Source organism: Paenibacillus sp. V4I9 (assembly GCF_030817295.1).
In the GTDB taxonomy this organism is placed as follows: Bacteria; Bacillota; Bacilli; order Paenibacillales; family NBRC-103111; genus Paenibacillus_E.
This window is the reverse complement of sequence record NZ_JAUSZE010000001.1, coordinates 843,217-858,886: the sequence shown is the minus strand read 5'-3', so window position 1 is coordinate 858,886 and position 15,670 is coordinate 843,217. Positions and strand designations below refer to the sequence as shown.

Here is a 15,670-nt window from a genome sequence, read left to right as displayed (position 1 = left end):
CTCCTTTATCTACCTATTAGAAGGTAGTTTGTATTTGAAAAAATATCAGACCTTCTGATCTGCTCGTTCATCATACAATGATTCTGTTATCCTGCATAATACAGAATAATGATGTCGGGCATCTCAAATTCAGATATCTAAACCTACATATACATATGTCATTCAAAAATGTTCTACTTCACAGCTACCGTTCTCCACCTCAATCCGCTATCAGCGGCGATACCTTCTCCCATTCCACAACTTCGTCAATTCTTTTACTCAAGGCATCACGAATACCATACGTTGCCAATGATCCGACTGGGAAATGAAGATTGCTCAATAAATTTACGACCGAATCCTGTAACACCTATGATGGTTACTTTCTGTTTACACAGCTATGTCTCGTAACGCTTGTTTGTTTCTGAACTGACGGTATGCTGCAGAAATACACATCAAAACTCCTGTTGTAACAAAGACACCAACTGGAAAACCCCAGGTCCCCCATACTGGGAATATAAGTGGCATCAACGAGACACCAAATGCAACAGGAACAGGTGCTTTAAACAAATTACAAAGAATGAGTGTAATCAAAACATTAACGACACCAACCCAAATGATTGAACCTGCCAACAATTGATAGACTCCGACTGAAAGAATGGCCGTTATCGTCAATACCGCTAAACGGGGTGGAATCAATTTCCAAGTGAATTTCTCAGCATGAAACACCTCAAAAATCAGGGCAAATACAGGTGGAACCACTAAAACTTCTAGTCTTGTTGCGAATGCCAGCCCAATCCAAAGAGCTAAAACAATGGTTATGATAACCGTATCCGTTTTCTTTCGAAAATTCTGCGGACCACCAGACAACTTTTCTGGATTTCTCAATCTAAAAGCAGCAAACATAATCACAAACGTAAAGACAGCAGTTGTGATTGCAAAAACATAGTCATGTAGACCTAAAAAGATCGGCAGCAATGTAGCAGGAATCGTTGGTCCAAAATTGACGCGAAATATATGCATTAGAATGACAATAATCACAAGACCAAGCAATATTTTCGGCAGAGGCATTAGGGACAAATCGTTCAAAGAGGTGCCAATGAATGCACCTAATGTTGGGGAAAGCCACAAGTGAACCGGCTTCTTCATCCAATGCGGTACAGGAAACACCATAACCCCCATGGCCATACCAGCAATTTCCGGGAAGAGAATATCCCTTTGTTGTAGAACTACAGAACCAACAAGCATGACAATAACTAAAATGTAAGCTGATAAAAAACTTCTGGATTTTAGGATATTCCAAACCATTTCAATAGTTCTCCTTGTCGAGACCAGTCCATTACTATGACGAAAATGTACTGATTCCTTTGTCATTTGAGATTTCAGTTCAATCCTTAGTAGGCTTGTTCAAAATCGTTATCGATATCGACGTTCTGACTCTTGAATTGGATAATCATACGTATTATCCGTTGACGAATGGATTTTATACGCGCACCATCCCTTATTACGCGATCCTATATAATGACTCGATTCTTAAAATCCTGAAAAGATTGTACATAATTCCTCCATCTTTCGGGAATCTCCTCAATATTTTCACAATAAACGGCCTGTAAATAATGGGACAAGTTCGTTACTTTCTCTTCGACAAGGACCTCGCGTATCTCAGAAGGTTTTGAAGGCACATCATTTTCCCGCACAATCTCGAATTGGTCTAGTGGCAAAAACATTTGCAAACTTTTTTTATAGGAACAACGAGTTGGGTAACGAGGTGAGCTTCCGGAATCGTACTTAGACAACTTAACAGTGTCATAGCAGTCATAGAGCAACGAATGTGCATCCAATTGAAGGATAGCAAAAGCTTCATCTGGTTCTCTTTTTGAATAAATCTCCAGCATTTTTTGACAATCTCTTTGCGTCGGCCAAAAAAATACGTGCTGATCCAGATAATTACGAAATTGTTGATGAGTTGTTTTTGCATCCATTACTTGATCTGCAATTCGTAGATGAGCGTTTGCTACAAACACATTTCCGTGAAAATGTATTTCTCTACTGACTATCCGTCTTTCATTTGATAAGTTAGGATCAACCTGATTACATGAATACAAAGCATCAAGGTGCGCAATTGAAGGCAAGTTGCGGACTCTCGTAAAATGAAATAGTGACTTCCTTTTTGAGCTGTTCGTTATTTTTTTTACAACTGAATCGTTCATACCATGATACCTCTTGTCCGATCTCATTTTTTTGTCTTAGGTACAAATATAACTCAAAAAAGCTTGATGTCTCTATCAAGCTTTCGCTTCCTGATCGCAATATACTGTAGGTTCTTCCTTCTTAATAGACTTAATGTAAGAAAGAACAAGATCGATAAATCCGCTGGCTGCCCGCCCCAAATACTTATCTTTATGATAAACAATCCCTACTTCTCGGCAGAGCGTTGGGTTTACGATCGGAATGATGATCAAATCCTCATATTGATACATCTCGATTAATGTTTTAGATAGAATAGTGGACCCCGTCCCAGACCTTACTAAATTAAATAAAGAATCGATCGTTGTCGTTTCAATAAAAGGCTTTAATTCTAGACCTGCATTTTGACAGGTAGAATCAATCAGTTGTCGGCATCGGTGTGTTTCAGGAAACATCACAATGGGCGTTGTTACTAATTCCTCAAAATTAATTTGAGGGTAGCTGGCCAAAGGATGGTTAGCGGTAGTCACGAAAAAGAAAACTTCTCTATAGAGAGGCTTAATCGCCAATTTATCATGTTCTACAGGTAAAATGGAGATGGCAAAGTCCAGTTCATTTAGCAGGACCCGTTCAACGACATCTTCATTAGCAATCAACTTTATGCGTATATTCGGATAATTGCGATGATAGTCGGTTAAAAGTGATGAAACGAGTTCATTTAATTCACCCGGCAAGGCGCCAATCGATAAAGTACCGCGTTCTACTTTCTGAAGCTCTTGAATTTGTTCGCGTGCACTTGCCAAGGATCCTATAGCTTTATGGGATTGCTGATACAAGATCATACCCGCTTCTGTGATCATCGTCTTCTTACCGATTCGATCAAACAATTGAACACCAAGCTCGTTTTCAAGCGCCTTAATTTGATGACTTAACGTAGGCTGTGTAATTCCAAGCTTATCTGCAGCCCGAGTGAAATGGAGTTCTTCGCAAGTCGTCATGAAATATTCTAGTTGTCTTAATTCCATCCTCATTCACCTCCTGTTTCTTGCATCACGTAAACATGCCACTAATGGTTGTTATTATTTGTTACTGACAGGAGGACAATACATGCGAAAACCTCACTATCACGATAAGGTTTTGGAGTTAAATTGCTATTTGTCCGATTGATTCTTCTCGTGTTGTAATCAGTCCCTTTCCGATATTTCGAAAAGGGACTCATGACGAACTAATCTGTGCACTGTGCACGATTACCTACGCCTTTATTTGAAACTTGAATTATCCTCTAAGCAATTTGCCATTGAACAGAATGTTCAGCGTTCGAATAAACAAAACGATCAGAACGATACTAAGCAATGCCAGAATGACTGCGGCGATGGCGATTAACAGCCAAGAATTCACGAACATCGCATACTTCAAAGCAGCATTGCTAAGCGCAGCCATCGGAAAGCTTACACCCCACCAAGAAGCGCCGAAGGGTACAGACTTTTTGAAGACTTTAAAGAACAGGACGGTGAATAAAAACAAGCCAAAGTAAAACAAGATAGATGCGAACTGATCAATTTGTTGCATGAAGTTCGTATAGCTAAGAAAACCAACCTCAAACGGTGCAATCATGATGAGTATGGAAGGCGTTAATCCAGCTGGCATTGGAGCATGATGGATCAATCTGGATGCGATCATGATGAACAAAACTAAAGCAATAATTCCGCCGATCGCTAAGCACAACAGATTGATTTCATGCGCCCAAGGAAACGGCATCGTTCCGCCGGCGACGCCCACGTCGAGTGTAGCCACCACAGGAATAAGCCATGCAGGAACCGCATTTCCTGGTTCTTGATTCCCCTTTAACAATCGTGAAACGAAGACAAAACTAAGCACTAAAGTGGTTGCCGTACCGATGATCCAAACAGTTTGGCCTATTACTTGACTGTAGGTACCTAGCACGGAAGAAAGCAATAGAATCGCAATCGTGATTGTACCGAAAAAGTTCCCTATGATAGGATGCGTAAATTCGCCTACCACTTTCTGAGGGTATAGAACCCATTTTGAAATATAACCTATGCTTAACGCGATAAACATAAGAACCGCAACGATTCCAATAATATCAGCGATGACGGGGGAAGTACCAAATAGCTTGCTCGCTTGTCGCCAAGCCAAAGACAAACCTGAAATACCCATAACTGACGCGAATAAATTAACTGGCAAGAATTGCACGGAACCGATCCTTCTTTGTTTCTGTACGGCAGCTATTGTTTGCATAGAAAGTCACCAATTTCTTTTTATTTTATTATCCAATTAACTAATTATTTGGTTAACACTTTATTTTTAATATCAAATTAAAGAACTTGCGATTTGATCAAAGCCAATCGTTTGGTCTAATTAGGAAAAATCATATGCACTTCAGGTGGAGGCAAATGAATGAACGATGATTGTGTACGTAAATGTTGCCTGCCGTTTATCCAAACGTACTTTTCGTCATAACTTTCTATTAATCCCCCACCTGAGGCTTTCTCATCAGTTACAACCATCACATAATAACCAAAAAAAATAGCATTTTCAAAATCGATGTCAAATTGAAGCGTAGTATGGTTCATCTACTTCCATCCTTTCTTTCGTATTATCCAATGGCTGGATGTACTGTTCTACCCCAAACCAATTAATCTCCCACATCTAACAGCTACCACTACACCTAAAGCAAGCTCCATATTCGATAGATACCAAATCTTCAAGCTTCCCCCCTTCTGCAACGATTTCCTAATTTTAAACTTGTCCCGAAAAGTGATCAATATCGTTGTTTCTATTATTCCTATAGATAAGACTATCACCTACGACCTCTCCACGAGACATAGCCGTCAAACCTGTACGGGTTAGTTCCAAGATGCCATAGGGTCTCAGCAGCTCAATTAATGAATTAATTTTATCTTGATCGCCAATAACTTGAATTATCAAACTTTCTAATCCCATATCGACTATAGAAGCACGAAAGGGTTCAACAATACTTAAAATAACCGGTTTCACTTTGGACACAGCACTTACTTTGATAAGTGATAGCTCGCGGTTAACCAGCGGATAATCGGTTAATTCAACACAGATGTCACAATAACCATACGGGACAATCCAGGTTCTTCTGACTGGCCTACAGTTATACTGTCAATGTTGAAACCACTTCCTCCTGGAATCCCAAAAACAGTATCGACACCTTCAATTAGCAAGCTTCTGATAAGCGCCTCCGATCCTGTTATCATATCGCTCTTCATTAGCTTAGTAAGCCATTCATGCTTCGAGTGTTGTCACTCAATCTTAATCATGGTTTTTTCCTCCAATTTTCCAAAATATAAAAATCCTTCCACCCCTAACCGCAATGTTATACAGCGATTAGGGACGAAAGGATCATTTCGTGGTACCACCCAGATTCACAGGAAATCTTATGACTTCCAGCCTCATGAAGTCAAAGTAAACTCTTTGACCTATTACCAGATTTAAGGTTCAATCTAGTTTTCACTCAAAAGCTCCGAGATGACCGTACAAGGGTTTAAGGCAAAGCTTCCACCAAATCCTTTGCTCTCTGGACTTAAGAGCCCTTGTGCTTTATTCTCTTCATCGCATGGAATTATTTGAAATATTTAAAAGTATCTTGATTACCTTTTAGACTAGGTTATCATAAGTGATCTATTTTGGTTATGAAAAGACTCGATACCTGGTATATCAAAACTAGATAACAAAGGGGATGTCAGAATTATGATTGACTTGTTAGAAGGGAGATTTTTCTAGACGTTCATTGCAGTGATGGTGGTGGAAAGCTTTTATCGTGCGTCAGAAAAAATGGGGATATGTTCTATTCGACATGCTTCAATGGCGTACTGATCATCATACGCAGTGCAAAATATAATTTTCGACTTTATTCCTAGCTCTTGGACGTACAAACCGGTTTGTAATGTGATTTTCATTGGATTTCACTCCTCTTGATTGGATGCGCAGATTTCCGCGTGTATGCTTCTTCTAAATGTTACATATAGTAATCGTAGAAACATATACTATTTTCCCTTCCATAAAGAGGCCGACCCGAATTTTTACGTTTCAGGCCAGCCTATTCTAAAAATTATTCCGAATCATTCATTGGACAGTTTGTAGATGATCTTTTTTATTCCAATGGTCCTAATGGTTTATTAGAGTAGAGTTCCAAAGTTTATCAGTAACACTACTAATCCTAAAATTAATAAAAATATTGGCATCATCATTTGTTTTACATTATCTTTAATTTTAAAATGAGTAAAAATAGCCCCGATCATCGTTATAACAATTATTAAACTACCCCAAGCGGCCAATGTCCCATTCCAAATACCTGCAATAACCAAAACCCCTGAAATGACTTCTACCATTCCTGTGAATACTCTAAACCATCCCGGATAACCATAATTCTTAAATCCTTCCACCATTTGTTTCGATCCGAACTTCATAAACCCAAACATTAAAAAACCTAATCCTAAAATAACTTGAAGAATAATTGATAAAATATTCATTACTATCTCTCCTTATTTCTTAATTTTTTTATCCTAAGCGTTAGATATCCTTGTTATAGATTTTCTACGCGTCCCTCATTGTCGGCTTCCCATCTTGCGACCTCTTCCCGAACTCGCGGTGCGACTTCCTTACCCAATAGTTCAATGGATTTCATAACATCCTCATGTGGCATGCTGCCGGCAGGTAAATGTAGGAAAAATCGTGAGAAGCCTAAATGTTTTTGCATATAAATAATTTTGTTGGCCACCGTTTCGGGATCGCCTACGTAGAATGCGCCTTCTGGGCTGCATGAGGCATCGAATTGTGAACGGCTATAATGTCCCCAACCACGCTCTTTACTCATTGAATTAAACACTGCCTGAGTGGGAGGGAAATACTTTTCGGCCGCAAGCGAGGTACTCTCCGCAACGAACCCGAGTGAGTGTACGGCTATCTTTAATTTCGATGCATCATGTCCTGCACGAGTAGCAGCGTTCTTATAGAGCGGCACGAGCGGAGCAAATTGCAAGGGGCTCCCGCCAATGATCGCCAAAACAAGAGGCAGTCCCAGTTCCCCTGCTCGTATTACCGATTGCGCACTACCCCCACTGCCAAGCCACACGGGTAAAGGGTTCTGAACTGGACGCGGATACACACCCAGATTCGTAAGGGCAGATCGATGCTTTCCTTTCCAGGATATCTTCTCCGAGTCCCTTAATTTTAATAATAGTTCCAATTTTTCCGCGTAAAGCTCATCATAGTCTTTTAAATCATAACCAAACAATGGAAACGCATCGACCATAGAGCCTCGACCCGCGATAATCTCAGCACGACCATTTGAAATACCATCGAGCGTGGCAAATTGCTGAAACAAACGTACTGGATCAACAGCTGAGAGCACGGTAACCGAACTGGTTAAGCGTATCCTTTGGGTCATGGACGCCGCTGCAGCCAGCACAACGGCAGTAGCGGAATCCGCAAATTCCTTACGATGATGCTCACCGACCCCAAATATATCCAACCCAACCTGATCGGCAAGGACGATTTCTTCCACAACCTCACGCAACCGCTCCGCATGACTTATTGTCTTGCCCGTTTTAACATCCGGAGTTGTTTCGACAAATGTATCTACACCTATTTCCATTTTCAAATCCCCCTACATACAAAATTTAAGTAAAATCCTTCTTTCAAAAAGAATCTGATCCATCATTATTGGTATTGCCTTCACGATTCTTGATACCATACCCAATTTTCTTCAGCACGTGAATAAGTTCGAGCTTCTCCCCGTCCGTTGCGAAGGATAAATTATCGGAGATCGTTTGAACATGCCTTGGGAAGATATTATCAAAGTAGCTTCGCCCTTCAGCAGTCAATGTCACATTCGCTTTTCGTCGATCACCCGGGATGGGGAGTCGTTCCACGAACCCCTTCTTCTCAAGCTTATCGATCACGTAGGTGATACTCCCGCTTGGAATCGAGAAGGTGTCGCTTATTTTCTGGATGGGCTGTTGTCCTTTATTATAAAGAAACTCCAAAATTTGAAAGGTCTCCCCACTGAGGCCATAGCTGTCAATGTCTCGTTCTAAGCTCCCGTACAACTCTTTCACCATGTTTCTTATTACGCGTATTAGTTTTAAATCAAGTTCCTTACCCTCAGCATCGCGTTCAGTCATTCTCCATCCCCCTTATCTGGCCTTATCATACAAAGGATATTCAACCTCAGTAGGAACTTCAATTAGAAACATTCGAAGCTTTTCTCCTGAAGCGCGTATGATGATTTCTCCTTCTTGTTCAGATTGAACGATCGCAAAGTCTTTATTCTTGAATGAGGTTGGTTCTTGGCCGGATACCAAGATGGAACCACCTGTACCTCTAATCGACAATCCTGCAAGTATCCGGTTTGGCAATAGCCTATGGGCAAATGACGCTCCTGGCTGAATCTCGACGTCGTACATCCGCGCATCTGTTACCAGGTGAAGGACGGGCGAGCCTTCGCCCAATATCGTCTTTACGTTTACCCCATCCTGGCGTGTCTGAGGAAACTTCTCGTGCTTGAACAGCGAATAGGTCGGTTGTCGTCTTACCGCTTCATTCAAGTAAGGCTCAAGCCAAATTTGAAAACCCTCGTAACCCGCTTCGACGCTTTCCGCGTGTTGAATACCCGAGCCTGCTTGCATAAGTTGAATATCACCCTGTCCAAGAATGCTTTCGGTGCCGAGTGTATCTTTGTGAAAGCCTTGACCGGCAATACCATATGAAATAATCTCAAACCCCTGGTGAGGATGAAGCCCGATCCCTCCTTTTGCCGCAGCATGCGCCCAAGACCAGTAAAAAAGAGGACCAAGCCTGACCGTAGCAGCCCCTTGCCCCGAGAAACCTAGAGGTTTCTGAGCTTGTATTTTGCCGCGGTCGAATTCTTCTTTAGCTTGATATTCAGGTTCTAATATTTGAATATTCATTTGAAAACTCCTTTTCTTAAAGGTTTGCTCCAAATCAAATGGACAAAAACCGCAGATTCCGCCAACCGCAGCAAGCGGGTCAACAGAAAAGATATCTTATTAATATTATTCCTATAGTTAAATATCCTAATATTAGTTATTCTATTTCTAGAGTTTGTATCTGTCAACCTGTAAAAAGTAGGAACATCTGCGAAGAGAACGCAAACCAAATTTCCCTACAACAAGGGGTCCTTCAGCTGTTTGCTCGCAAGTTATAAACATGCAAACAGGGCAGCAGCCATGAATGGGCTGCCACCCTATTGGGAGAGCTTTTATTCCACAATATTAATTTTCACATCGATATTCCCTCATGTAGCTTTGGAGTATTTCCAATGGCTGCATCACAGGGTAACCCTATCGATGCTACAATTGTACACTCTTGATTGAAAACAGACCCCAGAATGCTGATGCACTGAAAGGAGCTGACTCGGCAGCTCCTTTCATTTTAATTGTATTATGTATCAAGCTTTAAGAATTTCGCTGTCCACCTTGAGAGTCAGCTCAATAGCTATAAAATCCCCTACCTATCAAAAGGTAAATTATTTACAAAAAATATCTGCTTTCTTTTTTAAGTATTTTCAAACACTCTAATAAGTTCATTAGGAGATTGTAAACCAGATAGGCTGACCTTCTCGTTGATGACAAAGTAAGGCACCCCTCTGATTCCCAGCTTTTCCGCATTGCGCTGTCCTAATTCAACCTTTTCAGTCCCATCACCTTTAGTAGTCACTTGGAGACAAAACATCATCATTCCTATGGTGAGCCTTACTTCCTCTCAACAAAGCAAGGCTACCATTCGAGATGGCAGCCTTGTCATGGTTAACCTATAATCACCGAGCATTCATCAACTAGCTCGATTTGGTACAATCTTTTCGGTTAAGTTATTACCGTTACTATTCGCAACTATTAAATATATCTTTTGTTTCATTACCACGCTATTCTACCCATAGCGGACTGAAGGGCTGCCATGCGGCAGCCCTTCAGATGTTTAACTATCGTTCTTCGTTTAGCTTAATCCCACTCAACAAGATGGTTTATATTATTTTTATAAGATTTTTTCTATCCTACATATCCATTTATAATACCCTAATAAGATTATCATAAGGAGAGGATTAATAACTACTGAATGCCAACATTTCCACCACCCGTAGTGAAAGTATCCCCAAGGTTCAGGTAGCAATGTAATGGACTCATAAATTACTGTACATATGTCCTAATAGATCAAGTAAAATATTTGTTTTCTCAATGGACTTTTTAAAAGGATACCAATTTAAAAATATCATATTAACGGGAGGAATCAGTGCACCATGGGCTGGCAAAGCCTACCAATCAATAACTTTTGTAAAATACCAATAGCCATGGTATTTAAAATCCACAAAAAAATCGAAGGTATCTTGAAACGCCATGTAAATGTTCAAATATGAACAATTTGGTTTACTGTCAAATTATGACCGCCTCCTCCACATTTCCCTCTAGTTCAAATATCAATATTAATCCTTCTTTTTATTAGCGTCGAGTTCTGCTTCGATTTGGGAGACTTTTGAAGACTCCCCCATACGCCAGTAGACAAAAAAACTAATGGCAATGCAAGCAGCTACGTAAAAGTAGAAAAGCGACTCAGCTCCAATGCTCTTGAACCATAATGCAATGAACTCCGCAGTCCCACCGAATACCGCGACGGTGAGCCCGTAGGGAAAACCCACGCCAAGAGCACGGACTTCTGTCGGGAAGAGTTCGGCTTTCACGATTGCATTGATGGAAGTATATCCTGTGACAATAATGAGACCCACCAGCATGAGCAAAAAAGCACCGATAGGGTTCTTCGTATCCTCCAGGATCAGGAACAGTGGCACTGTCAACAATGTTCCAAAGATTCCGAAACAGAGCAATAACGGGCGCCGTCCAATCCGGTCGGATAACATGCCAGCAAGCGGCTGAAGTACGACGAATACCAGCAGGGCAATAAAGTTGATCCAACTGACAACCTCCTTTTGGAGCCCCACAGTATTTACCATGTACTTCTGTAAATACGTCGTGTAGGTATAGAAGGCGACGGTTCCGCCGAGTGTTAGTCCAATTACTGTCAGCACCGCCTTAGGGTGCTTCATCAAAGCCCGAACCGTTCCAGCGCTAGCCCGGCTTTCAGAACTCATTTTTGAAAACTGCTCCGATTCATCCATCGTGCGGCGCAGCCATAATACGGCCAAAGCTCCCAATGCTCCGATAACGAAGGGAATACGCCAGCCCCAAGACTTCATATCAGGTTCACTGAGTATTTGCTGGAGGATGATCTGCACCCCCAGTGCCACCAGCTGTCCGGCAATAAGTGTGACGTACTGGAAGCTCGAGTAGAAGCCTCGGCGGCCACTGCTGGCCATCTCGGACAAGTACGTTGCCGAGGTTCCATACTCTCCACCTAGCGACAACCCTTGGAGCAGACGAGCAAGAACCAGAATAATAGGAGCCAGCATGCCAATGGTACCATAACTCGGGGTGCAGGCAATGATCAGGGAACCACCGGCCATGACGGAGATAGAAAGAGTCAGCGCCGCACGCCGGCCATTACGATCAGCGTAGCGGCCTAGCAGCAGGCTCCCTATCGGGCGCATTAAAAAGCCGACGGCGAAGATCGCAGCTGTGTTTAGCAGTTGGCTAGTCGGATCTCCCTTGGGGAAGAACTGGGACGAGAAATACACTGCGAAAGCAGTATAGACGTACCAGTCGTACCATTCTATCAGATTTCCAACCGAGCCTTTGAAGATGTTGCTTGTGATGCTTCGTGTCTTTGCGCGCTCAATGGAATGAGTCATAGTTACATTCTCCTCCTGAATTATCGGTGTTAGATCAGGTGCCTTATGAATTATGTTGCTCAAATTGTAAAAAAGTCATGTTTCCTAATTTAAATAGAACGCTTGTCAGACATATGATTCATAAATGGAAGCGCAACCAATTAAAAAACTCTCCTAATGAGCTCATTATAACAAGGTTTTAATCACTTGGAAGCGCTTTACATCCAAGATGTATGATAGTCAACCTAAGATGTTATAGTTCGATCCTGAAACGCAATTCGCTTACTTTGTTAATTCACAATTAAACTGCCCGGTAGTTGAGCGAAAGGCTTGACTCGATTAGCAGCCTTTTTCTATGCTGTTGTACCAGATTGGAAGAAACATAATGAAATTACCTTAATACCCATTAACAACTAAAAACCCTTAAAGTGAATTACTTTAAGGGCTTCATTTTAGTTTTATATCTACTGTTTATTAAAAAATATATACGTTTAATATGATAGGGGCTTGTTTGTACTAAATAAAAATCTAGCCGGCATGGCTTCAAATCTGGTTTCCCTTTATCCTTCTTGATAATCAATTAATCAAACATCTTGGTTCCGCATCCAGTTCTCTAGAGCACTAATTAACTGTTTTTCTAAATCATTGAGTCCCAAATTGGATTTATCATATACTGATTTATTTTGACTCTCAGTTCCATTTAACAATCATTCAAGTGAACATCCGAATTTCAAATGAATGGAAACGACAGTTTCTACGGAAGGCTTGCTTTTTTCGGACTCTATCCCCAATGACATTCAAAAAAAACCTCCAAATCGAAACGAATTATGACAACGTTTATTACAGAGATTTTCGAGGCCAATTTTCTAAGTAATTTTCATTTCAACTATTTTTATGCTATTAAAGATTTTCTCTACTGATGCTTATAAAAAATCCCGATGTATCAAGGCTTTGAGCCACATCGGGAATGACTTAGTTGTGACAAATCTACGTTCCAAATCTATCAAATAAATTACAAACGGTGACAAACTGAATTATAAATCACATATTATGAGTTTATTTGCTGTGGAGTCAACCGCTGCCGCGAAGCCTCAAACAACAACACCGTCGCGGCCATCGCGACGTTCAGCGATTCCGCTTTGCCCTGCATCGGTATAATCACCTGCACATCCGACTGTGCAGCAACCTCCGGCGACACGCCCTTGGCTTCGTTGCCGAGGATCAGCCACGTCGGCTGCCGCAGGTCCGTGTCGTAGCACGAGCGCTGCGCCTGCAGGCTCGTGGTTACAAGCCGCACGCCGCGCTCACGCGCACGCGGCAGCAGCTCAAGCAGATCTGCCTCCACAATCGGCAGATGATACATCGATCCCATCGTCGAGCGGATCGTCTTGGGATTGTACAGATCGACCGTGCCACGGCCGAGCACAACAGCCTTGGCCCCGACGGCATCCGCGCTGCGGATGATCGTGCCAAGGTTGCCTGGGTCCTGAATGCCGTCCAGGACAACCACAAGATCATGCTCGCCGGCGAGCAGCTCGTCCATACCAAGCTGCGGCCGAGCCACAACGGCCAAAACCCCCTGCGGCGTCTGCGTATCTGAGCATTTTTCCAGCACAGCCTGGCTGACGCCAACCCATTCCACAGATGGAGTGGCCTGCTCAGCTAATCCAGCAGGAACCCCTTTTTCCAAGCTATACATAATGGTCTCTACCGGCGCTCCCGCACGCAATGCTTCCTCGACCAGATGATAACCCTCAATGATATATTTCCCTTGTTTGTCCCTGCCCCGGCGTTCTAAAAGCTGCACCCATTCTTTGACTCTGGCATTTTGAACAGACATAATTTCCGTATGTATACTTGTCATTTATTTTTACCTACTCTGCAAAAGTCACTTCAAAAGTTTGAAGATTTGAATTTTTTCCTACAATAACTAGAATATCGTCCATTCTAAGAGGCTCTTCCGCACTTGGCGGAATGATCAGCTGTTCATTTTGTTTGATCGCAATAACATTACAGCCATATTTAGCCCGGATATCCAGCTGTTTGAGGCTTTTACCAATCATTTGTGTAGATACTTTAATCTCAACGATACTGTAATCGGCAGAAAGCTCTATGTAATCGATAATATTAGATGAGATCAGATGATGCGCCACACGCTGTCCCATATCTCTTTCCGGATAAACGACTTTGTCTGCGCCAATTTTCTTTAACACTTTTCCATGCAGATCATTGACAGCTTTCACTACTGTCGTAGGTATGCCCATTTCTTTGAGGATTAATGTAGTCAAAATACTCGCTTGAATATCCTCACCAATAGCCACAACCACAACGTCAAAATTACGAATACCTAGAGCTCGCAGCGCTTCTTCATCCGTAGAATCTGCTTGAACGGCATGCGTGACGAAAGCTGAAACCTCTTGAACTGTCTCTTCACGATGATCAATAGCGAGGACCTCAAACCCTAATTGTGACAATGTCTTAGCGACGCTAGACCCGAATCTTCCCATCCCAATAATCGCAAATTGCTTTCTCACTGTTGGCGTGTCCTCCAAATTCCTAAGATGATTATAATTATAACATACTCATGACCCGCATCTCACTATGCATAGAAAGGTGGTGAAGTGTCGAAGGATGAACGGCTTGAAACTTGCGCATATTAATAACGATAACGAAATGGAAGCGAGGTCCACGAATGAACATCACCTTAAGACAGGCCATCGTCCAGCGAGTCCAGAATAAATCGAATAATGAGCTTCAGGAAGTTATTGAGGATTCCATCGGCGGAGAAGAACGGGTTTTGCCCGGACTTGGTGTGCTTTTCGAAATCATATGGCAGCATAGTGAAGCGAATATTCAAAACCAACTCGTAGAAACACTCAAAGAACATCTCGAATGACTCTACAACATCTAGCTGGCTAGGGGGTCGCCTGTGCATCCCTTAGCTGGTTTTATCCTATTCTGGGAACTTACAGGCAGCAGGGAATCTCCCTTGAAGACGGCGAAGCGCAGTGCCACTCAGATACGAATCCCAAGCTGGTCTTACTATGGTTAAAATATCATGAAACGTCTCAAATGGATAATAGGCTGTTCCTTCCTCTTTCAAATACTTAGCAAGACTCGCTCGCGCAAAAATCCAATCAGCAAAGCCGGAACCATAATAGTCACTGCTGCCATCACCAATGTAAATGACAAGCCATCCTTCCTCTTTAAGCTGCTTAACAACACTTGCCTTGCAGCACCCACACCATTTGCATGCTGAATTCGTATTCTGGACCCCGAACTGAAATTCACCATCTGCCAAATAAGTAATCGGATTCCCGATAACACGGTCCACTTTCACCTTCAGACGACCTAAAATTCGCTCAATATAATAAAGCATCCCATCACTTAAAACCGTAATGGGCACATCTTTCTGCTGGCAAAAATCAATAAAATCCCGCGCGCCATCCCGCAAATAGACACTCTCAATCAGCCTATCAACCTGCTCCTGCCGACCTGCAAGCAAGGGGTATGCAGCTTCAATCCAAGCCAAAGAACCAACCTTTTTCTCTCGAAAAAGTCGGGATGCAAGGGTAACCTGCGGTTCATTTAGCACATCTAATCCTTCCATCAATACATCGCCAACATCCTGTTCCATCAATGTTCCGTCAAAGTCCGTCACGACAGCAATTTTTTGCATGGCAGCTTGTCCCCCCTTTTAAACTCAGAATCCGATAATCT

Annotated in this window: 14 protein-coding genes and 1 pseudogene; 1 reads left to right on the top strand and 14 read right to left on the bottom strand. The window is 42.2% G+C overall.

What is annotated here, in order from left to right:
• Window positions 1-366: 366 nt before the first annotated feature.
• The 13 genes and pseudogenes from QFZ81_RS04135 to QFZ81_RS04075 form a co-directional block, all read right to left on the bottom strand.
• Window positions 367-1,284 (bottom strand): hypothetical protein, encoded by a 918-nt coding sequence (locus QFZ81_RS04135; RefSeq protein WP_307601551.1) that lies wholly within the window; start codon window positions 1,282-1,284, stop codon window positions 367-369.
• A 206-nt stretch (window positions 1,285-1,490) separates the two neighbouring features.
• A complete protein-coding gene (locus tag QFZ81_RS04130) occupies window positions 1,491-2,186 on the bottom strand; it encodes a DUF7002 family protein (RefSeq protein ID WP_307601549.1) in 696 nt (231 codons plus the stop codon).
• Between the two features lie 75 nt (window positions 2,187-2,261).
• Window positions 2,262-3,188: a LysR family transcriptional regulator gene (locus QFZ81_RS04125; protein ID WP_307601547.1), complete on the bottom strand. Its 927-nt coding sequence runs from the start codon at window positions 3,186-3,188 to the stop codon at window positions 2,262-2,264.
• 250 nt (window positions 3,189-3,438) lie between these two features.
• On the bottom strand, window positions 3,439-4,422 hold the full coding sequence (locus QFZ81_RS04120; protein WP_307601545.1) for an SLAC1 anion channel family protein: 984 nt from the start codon (window positions 4,420-4,422) through the stop codon (window positions 3,439-3,441).
• A 116-nt stretch (window positions 4,423-4,538) separates the two neighbouring features.
• The gene (locus tag QFZ81_RS04115; protein WP_307601543.1) at window positions 4,539-4,757 is read right to left on the bottom strand and encodes a hypothetical protein; all 219 of its coding nucleotides are present in this window, start codon (window positions 4,755-4,757) and stop codon (window positions 4,539-4,541) included.
• 166 nt (window positions 4,758-4,923) lie between these two features.
• Window positions 4,924-5,408: pseudogene (gene ilvN / locus QFZ81_RS04110) on the bottom strand (acetolactate synthase small subunit).
• Window positions 5,409-6,329: 921 nt separating this feature from the next.
• Entirely contained in the window at window positions 6,330-6,683 is a 354-nt protein-coding gene (locus QFZ81_RS04105; RefSeq protein WP_307601540.1) for a DoxX family protein, read from the bottom strand.
• Between the two features lie 53 nt (window positions 6,684-6,736).
• Complete coding sequence (locus QFZ81_RS04100) at window positions 6,737-7,807, bottom strand: LLM class flavin-dependent oxidoreductase (protein WP_307601539.1); 1,071 nt, start codon at window positions 7,805-7,807, stop codon at window positions 6,737-6,739.
• 43 nt (window positions 7,808-7,850) lie between these two features.
• Complete coding sequence (locus tag QFZ81_RS04095; RefSeq protein ID WP_307601537.1) at window positions 7,851-8,336, bottom strand: MarR family winged helix-turn-helix transcriptional regulator; 486 nt, start codon at window positions 8,334-8,336, stop codon at window positions 7,851-7,853.
• Window positions 8,337-8,348: 12 nt separating this feature from the next.
• Complete coding sequence (locus QFZ81_RS04090; protein ID WP_307601536.1) at window positions 8,349-9,122, bottom strand: pirin family protein; 774 nt, start codon at window positions 9,120-9,122, stop codon at window positions 8,349-8,351.
• A gap of 1,529 nt (window positions 9,123-10,651) precedes the next feature.
• Window positions 10,652-11,971, bottom strand: a complete 1,320-nt coding sequence (locus QFZ81_RS04085; protein WP_307447813.1) for an MFS transporter — start codon at window positions 11,969-11,971, stop codon at window positions 10,652-10,654.
• Between the two features lie 1,027 nt (window positions 11,972-12,998).
• Window positions 12,999-13,814 carry a TrmH family RNA methyltransferase gene (locus QFZ81_RS04080; protein WP_307601534.1) on the bottom strand — a complete coding sequence of 272 codons (816 nt, stop codon included), beginning with the start codon at window positions 13,812-13,814 and terminating at the stop codon, window positions 12,999-13,001.
• Between the two features lie 10 nt (window positions 13,815-13,824).
• Window positions 13,825-14,484, bottom strand: a complete 660-nt coding sequence (locus tag QFZ81_RS04075; RefSeq protein WP_307601531.1) for a potassium channel family protein — start codon at window positions 14,482-14,484, stop codon at window positions 13,825-13,827.
• A gap of 158 nt (window positions 14,485-14,642) precedes the next feature.
• On the opposite strand from QFZ81_RS04075, the gene sspI reads away from it, so the two are divergent.
• The gene (gene sspI, locus QFZ81_RS04070; RefSeq protein ID WP_057307674.1) at window positions 14,643-14,846 is read left to right on the top strand and encodes a small acid-soluble spore protein SspI; all 204 of its coding nucleotides are present in this window, start codon (window positions 14,643-14,645) and stop codon (window positions 14,844-14,846) included.
• A 57-nt stretch (window positions 14,847-14,903) separates the two neighbouring features.
• Here the strand turns inward: sspI and QFZ81_RS04065 are convergent, their stop codons facing one another.
• On the bottom strand, window positions 14,904-15,629 hold the full coding sequence (locus QFZ81_RS04065; protein WP_307601529.1) for an MtnX-like HAD-IB family phosphatase: 726 nt from the start codon (window positions 15,627-15,629) through the stop codon (window positions 14,904-14,906).
• Window positions 15,630-15,670: the final 41 nt, after the last annotated feature.

What these genes read in the sequence shown, in the direction of transcription:
- QFZ81_RS04065 (WP_307601529.1), bottom strand. Translation starts at nt 15,629, where the DNA reads ATGCAAAAAATTGCTGTCGTGACGGACTTTGACGGAACATTGATGGAA.
- QFZ81_RS04120 (WP_307601545.1), bottom strand. Translation starts at nt 4,422, where the DNA reads ATGCAAACAATAGCTGCCGTACAGAAACAAAGAAGGATCGGTTCCGTG.
- QFZ81_RS04125 (WP_307601547.1), bottom strand. Translation starts at nt 3,188, where the DNA reads ATGGAATTAAGACAACTAGAATATTTCATGACGACTTGCGAAGAACTC.
- QFZ81_RS04090 (WP_307601536.1), bottom strand. Translation starts at nt 9,122, where the DNA reads ATGAATATTCAAATATTAGAACCTGAATATCAAGCTAAAGAAGAATTC.
- QFZ81_RS04100 (WP_307601539.1), bottom strand. Translation starts at nt 7,807, where the DNA reads ATGGAAATAGGTGTAGATACATTTGTCGAAACAACTCCGGATGTTAAA.
- QFZ81_RS04130 (WP_307601549.1), bottom strand. Translation starts at nt 2,186, where the DNA reads ATGAACGATTCAGTTGTAAAAAAAATAACGAACAGCTCAAAAAGGAAG.
- sspI (WP_057307674.1), top strand. Translation starts at nt 14,643, where the DNA reads ATGAACATCACCTTAAGACAGGCCATCGTCCAGCGAGTCCAGAATAAA.
- QFZ81_RS04115 (WP_307601543.1), bottom strand. Translation starts at nt 4,757, where the DNA reads ATGAACCATACTACGCTTCAATTTGACATCGATTTTGAAAATGCTATT.
- QFZ81_RS04135 (WP_307601551.1), bottom strand. Translation starts at nt 1,284, where the DNA reads ATGGTTTGGAATATCCTAAAATCCAGAAGTTTTTTATCAGCTTACATT.
- QFZ81_RS04105 (WP_307601540.1), bottom strand. Translation starts at nt 6,683, where the DNA reads ATGAATATTTTATCAATTATTCTTCAAGTTATTTTAGGATTAGGTTTT.
- QFZ81_RS04080 (WP_307601534.1), bottom strand. Translation starts at nt 13,814, where the DNA reads ATGACAAGTATACATACGGAAATTATGTCTGTTCAAAATGCCAGAGTC.
- QFZ81_RS04085 (WP_307447813.1), bottom strand. Translation starts at nt 11,971, where the DNA reads ATGACTCATTCCATTGAGCGCGCAAAGACACGAAGCATCACAAGCAAC.
- QFZ81_RS04095 (WP_307601537.1), bottom strand. Translation starts at nt 8,336, where the DNA reads ATGACTGAACGCGATGCTGAGGGTAAGGAACTTGATTTAAAACTAATA.